Source organism: Mesorhizobium sp. M7A.F.Ca.US.014.04.1.1, assembly GCF_003998745.1.
Lineage (GTDB): Bacteria > Pseudomonadota > Alphaproteobacteria > Rhizobiales > Rhizobiaceae > Mesorhizobium > Mesorhizobium ciceri.
Window position 1 is genome coordinate 1 of record NZ_RZRW01000433.1, and the last position, 4,938, is coordinate 4,938.

The 4,938-nt window shown below is 62.3% G+C and carries 5 protein-coding genes; all 5 read left to right on the forward strand.

Annotated features, from left to right (window positions below; translation table 11 throughout):
* Positions 1-1,171, forward strand: a 1,171-nt coding sequence (locus EOA22_RS24205) for a 2-oxo acid dehydrogenase subunit E2 (protein WP_127390267.1), incomplete at its 5' end; no start/stop codon positions are given.
* Positions 1,172-1,320: 149 nt separating this feature from the next.
* A complete protein-coding gene (locus EOA22_RS24210) occupies positions 1,321-1,956 on the forward strand; it encodes an SGNH/GDSL hydrolase family protein (RefSeq protein ID WP_013531484.1) in 636 nt (211 codons plus the stop codon).
* 12 nt (positions 1,957-1,968) lie between these two features.
* Entirely contained in the window at positions 1,969-3,414 is a 1,446-nt protein-coding gene (gene lpdA / locus EOA22_RS24215; RefSeq protein ID WP_063168048.1) for a dihydrolipoyl dehydrogenase, read from the forward strand.
* Positions 3,415-3,503: 89 nt separating this feature from the next.
* The gene (locus tag EOA22_RS24220; RefSeq protein ID WP_013531486.1) at positions 3,504-3,761 is read left to right on the forward strand and encodes a GlsB/YeaQ/YmgE family stress response membrane protein; all 258 of its coding nucleotides are present in this window, start codon (positions 3,504-3,506) and stop codon (positions 3,759-3,761) included.
* Between the two features lie 138 nt (positions 3,762-3,899).
* On the forward strand, positions 3,900-4,865 hold the full coding sequence (gene lipA, locus EOA22_RS24225; protein ID WP_024505190.1) for a lipoyl synthase: 966 nt from the start codon (positions 3,900-3,902) through the stop codon (positions 4,863-4,865).
* Positions 4,866-4,938 lie beyond the last annotated feature (73 nt).

Consider the following 4,938-nt stretch of genomic DNA (forward strand, 5'->3'; position numbering starts at 1 on the left):
GGATGCAGGCGCTGCCGCGAAAAGCGGGGGCGATGCTGCTCCAGCGAAAGCCGAGGCCAAGCAGGACAAGGCGCCAATCTCCCCACCCGTGGGGGAGATGTCGACGAAGTCGACAGAGGGGGGCGCTGTCCCGCCGTCCTCTCAGCGCGAGACGCCCCCCTCTGGCCTGCCGGCCATCTCTCCCACAAGGGGGGAGATCAGCCAGTCGCCGGAAGGACGCACCTTCGCGTCGCCGCTCGCACGTCGCATAGCCAAGGAAGCCGGTGTCGATGTGTCTGCCGTGACCGGCACCGGTCCGCATGGCCGGGTGGTGAAGGCGGATGTCGACGCGGCGATTGCCGGTGGCGGCGCCCAGGCGGCGCCTGCCGCCAAGGCTCCGGCTGGCGTGCCCGCTGCTGCTCCTGCCGCGCCGGTAAAGGCGATGTCGGACGATCAGGTGCTGAAACTGTTCGAACAGGGCTCCTACGACCTCGTCCCGCATGACAATATGCGCAAGACCATTGCGCGCCGCCTGGTCGAGGCCAAGACCACCATTCCGCATTTCTACCTGACGCTCGACTGCGAGCTCGATGCGCTGCTGGCGCTGCGCACGCAGATCAATGCGGCAGCCCCGGTGAAGAAGACCGACAAGGGTGATGCTCCGGCCTATAAGCTGTCGGTCAACGATATGGTGATCAAGGCGATGGCGATGGCGCTGAAGGCGGTGCCCGATGCCAATGCCTCGTGGACCGAAAGCGCCATGGTCAAGCACAAGCACGCCGATGTCGGCGTTGCCGTGTCGATCCCCGGCGGGCTGATCACACCGATCATCCGCAAAGCCGACGAAAAGACGCTGTCCACCATCTCCAACGAGATGAAGGACCTCGCCAGTCGCGCCCGCAGCCGCAAGCTGAAGCCGGAAGAGTATCAGGGTGGCACCACGGCGGTGTCCAATCTCGGCATGTTCGGCATCAAGGATTTTGCCGCGGTCATCAACCCGCCGCACGCGACCATCCTGGCGGTCGGCGCCGGCGAGGAGCGGGCGGTGGTCAAGAACGGCGAGATCAGAATAGCCACCGTGATGTCGGTGACGCTGTCGACCGACCACCGCGCCGTGGACGGTGCGCTGGGTGCCGAACTGCTGGTCGCCTTCAAGCGCCTGATCGAGAACCCGATGGGCATGCTGGTTTAGGGAAGCGAGAGGGCGGTGCGGATAGTCTTCACCAGCCTCTTCGCTTTCATCATTTCCGGATTCGCCACCGGACTGGCTGCTCGGAAACGGGCGGTCACAACCCATGGATGGCGGGTGAAGCGTGGGTTGATCGACGCGCAGGTGGGTGCATGAAGACGGTTCTTTGTTACGGCGACTCGCTGACCTGGGGCTACAATGCCGAAGGTGGCCGCCATGCGCTGGAAGACCGCTGGCCAAGCGTGCTGCAGGCCGGCCTTGGCAGTGGCGTCGAAGTTATCGCCGAAGGCCTCAATGGCCGCACCACCGCCTTCGACGACCACCTGGCCGGTGCTGATCGCAACGGCGCCAGGCTGCTGCCAACGGTGCTGACGACGCATGCGCCGATCGACCTGATTGTCATCATGCTCGGCGCCAACGACATGAAGCCGTGGATCCACGGCAATCCCGTCGCGGCCAAGCAGGGTATCCAGCGGCTGATCGACATCGTGCGCGGTCACGACTATCCGTTCGACTGGCCGGCGCCGCAGATCCTCATCGTTTCGCCGCCTGTCGTCAGTCGCACCGAAAATGCCGAATTCAAGGAAATGTTTGCCGGCGGCGACGACGCCTCGAAGTTTTTGGCACCGCAATATGCCGCGCTCGCCGATGAGGCCGGCTGCGGCTTCTTCGACGCCGGCAGCGTGGCGCAAACCACACCTCTCGACGGTGTTCATCTTGACGCCGAAAACACGCGAAACATCGGCGAGGCGCTGACACCAGTCGTGCGCGTCATGCTGGAATTGTGAAGGAGAAAACCCGTGGCTGAGAACTATGACGTCATCATCATCGGCTCCGGTCCCGGCGGCTATGTCACCGCGGTGCGTTCCGCGCAGCTCGGCTTCAAGACGGCGATCGTCGAGCGCGAGCATCTCGGCGGCATTTGCCTTAACTGGGGCTGCATCCCGACCAAGGCGCTGCTGCGCTCGGCCGAGATCATGCACTATTCGGATCACCTGAAGGATTACGGGCTGAAGCTCGACGGCAAGGTCAGCGTGGACACATCGGCCGTCGTTGACCGCTCGCGCAAGGTGTCGCTGCGGCTCAATGGCGGCGTTGCCTTCCTGATGAAGAAGAACAAGGTCGACGTCATCTGGGGCGAGGCCAAGCTTTCGAAGGCGGGCGAGATCGTCGTGTCCAAGACGGCCAAGAAGCCGATGGAGCCACAGCCGCCGGTGCCGAAAGGCGTCAAGGGCGAGGGCACCTATACCGCCAAGCACATCATCCTGGCGACCGGCGCCCGGCCACGCGCGCTGCCCGGCATCGAGCCGGACGGAAAGCTGATCTGGACCTATTTCGAGGCCATGGTGCCGAAGGAGATGCCGAAGTCGTTGCTCGTCATGGGGTCGGGCGCCATCGGCATCGAATTCGCCTCCTTCTACCGCACAATGGGCGCCGAGGTGACGGTGGTCGAATTGCTGCCGGCGGTGATGCCGGTCGAGGACGCCGAAGTCTCGAAGTTCGCGCAAAAGCAGTTCGAGAAGCAAGGCATGAAGATTATCCTCGAAGCCAAGGTGACCAAGGTCGAGAAGGGCACGAACTCGGTCACGGCGCATGTCGAGATGAAGGACGGCAAGGTCGAGAAGATCACCGCCGACCGGATGATCTCGGCCGTCGGCGTGCAAGGCAACATCGAGGGCCTCGGGCTTGAGGCGCTCGGCGTGAAGACGGATCGCGGCTGCGTCGTCATCGATGGTTACGGCAAGACCAATGTGCCGGGCATCTATGCCATCGGCGATGTCGCCGGCCCGCCGATGCTCGCCCACAAGGCCGAACATGAGGGTGTCGTGTGCATCGAGAAGATCGCTGATTTTCCTGGCGTACATGCCACCGACAAGCTGAAGATTCCGGGCTGCACCTACTGCAATCCGCAGGTCGCCTCGGTTGGCCTGACCGAAGCCAAGGCCAAGGCAGAGGGCTGGGATATCCGGGTCGGGCGCTTCCAGTTCGCCGCCAATGGCAAGGCGATCGCGCTCGGTGAGGATCAGGGCTTCATCAAGACCATCTTCGACAAGAAGACCGGTCAATTGCTCGGCGCCCACATGGTCGGCGCCGAAGTGACCGAACTGATCCAGGGCTTCGTCGTGGCGATGAACCTGGAGACGACCGAGGAAGAGCTGATGCACACCATCTTCCCGCACCCGACGCTGTCGGAGATGATGAAGGAAAGCGTGCTCGACGCCTATGGCCGCGCGCTCAACGCGTGATAGATTGAAAGCGCTGCTACAGATGGAACCCGGCGGCAAGGTACATCGTTTGCGGATGCACTTTCATCCATCACACAAGGAGAAGGCATATGCACCTGAATGGCGTCGGCTGGATAGCAGCCATCATCATCGGCGGCCTGGCAGGCTGGTTCGCCGAAATGTTCATGAAGAGCAACACCGGCATCTTCATGAACATCGTTATGGGCATCGTCGGCGCGATCGTGCTGAACGCCATTCTGCAGGCTCTCAATTTTGGCCCGTTCGGCGTCGGCTGGATTGCCTATCTGATCACCGGCTTTATCGGCGCCTGCCTACTGATCTGGGCAGGACGCCTGGTGCGCCGCTGACATCACTGAAGAGCTGCCATGCGAAAAAGGCTGTTGCGGCATGCGCCGCAGCGGCCTTTTTCTTTGCGCCGAAAAGTCCTAGATGACGTTATCACAACGAACGCCTGACTGGCGCTCGCCAATGAACCAGGTTTCCCGATGGTCACTGTCCTCGATACGATCGCCAACGCACCGCGCCTGCGGCATCCCGAAAAGGCGCACAAGCCTGATCAGGATGTCCTGCGCAAGCCCGACTGGATACGCGTCAAGGCGCCGATGTCGAAGGGCTATGCCGAAACGCGCGAAATCGTGAAGTCGCACAAGCTGGTGACGGTCTGCGAAGAGGCCGGCTGCCCCAACATCGGCGAGTGCTGGGAAAAGAAGCACGCCACCTTCATGATCATGGGCGAGATCTGCACCCGCGCCTGCGCTTTCTGCAACGTCGCCACGGGCATTCCAACCGCTCTTGACCCGGATGAACCGGCCCGCGTCGCGCATGCGGTCAAGCAGATGGGCCTTACCCATGTCGTCATCACCTCGGTCGACCGCGACGATCTCGCCGATGGCGGTGCGCAGCATTTCGCCGAGGTCATCCGCGCCATCCGGGCGGCGACGCCGCTGACGACGATCGAAATCCTGACGCCCGACTTCCTGCGCAAGGACGGCGCGCTGGAGATCGTCGTGGCGGCCAAACCCGACGTCTTCAACCACAATCTCGAAACCGTTCCGTCGAACTATCTGACGGTTCGTCCGGGCGCCCGCTATTTCCATTCGATCCGGCTGTTGCAGCGGGTCAAGGAGCTTGATCCGTCGATCTTCACCAAGTCCGGCATCATGGTGGGGCTGGGCGAAGAACGGAATGAAATCCTGCAGTTGATGGACGATCTGCGTTCGGCCAATGTCGACTTCATGACCATAGGCCAGTATCTGCAGCCGTCGAAGAAGCACCACCCGGTGATCCGCTTTGTTACGCCGGAGGAGTTCAAATCCTTTGAGACGATCGGCCGGACCAAGGGTTTCCTGCTGGTGGCGTCCAGCCCGCTGACGCGTTCATCGCATCACGCCGGCGACGATTTCGCCAAGCTGCGTGCGGCACGGGAAGCGATTCTCAAGAAATCAGCTTAATCAGCCGGTTTCATGCCAAAATTCGAAGCTACCCGACGCGTATCCCATACACCCGAGCAGATGTTCGCTTAGG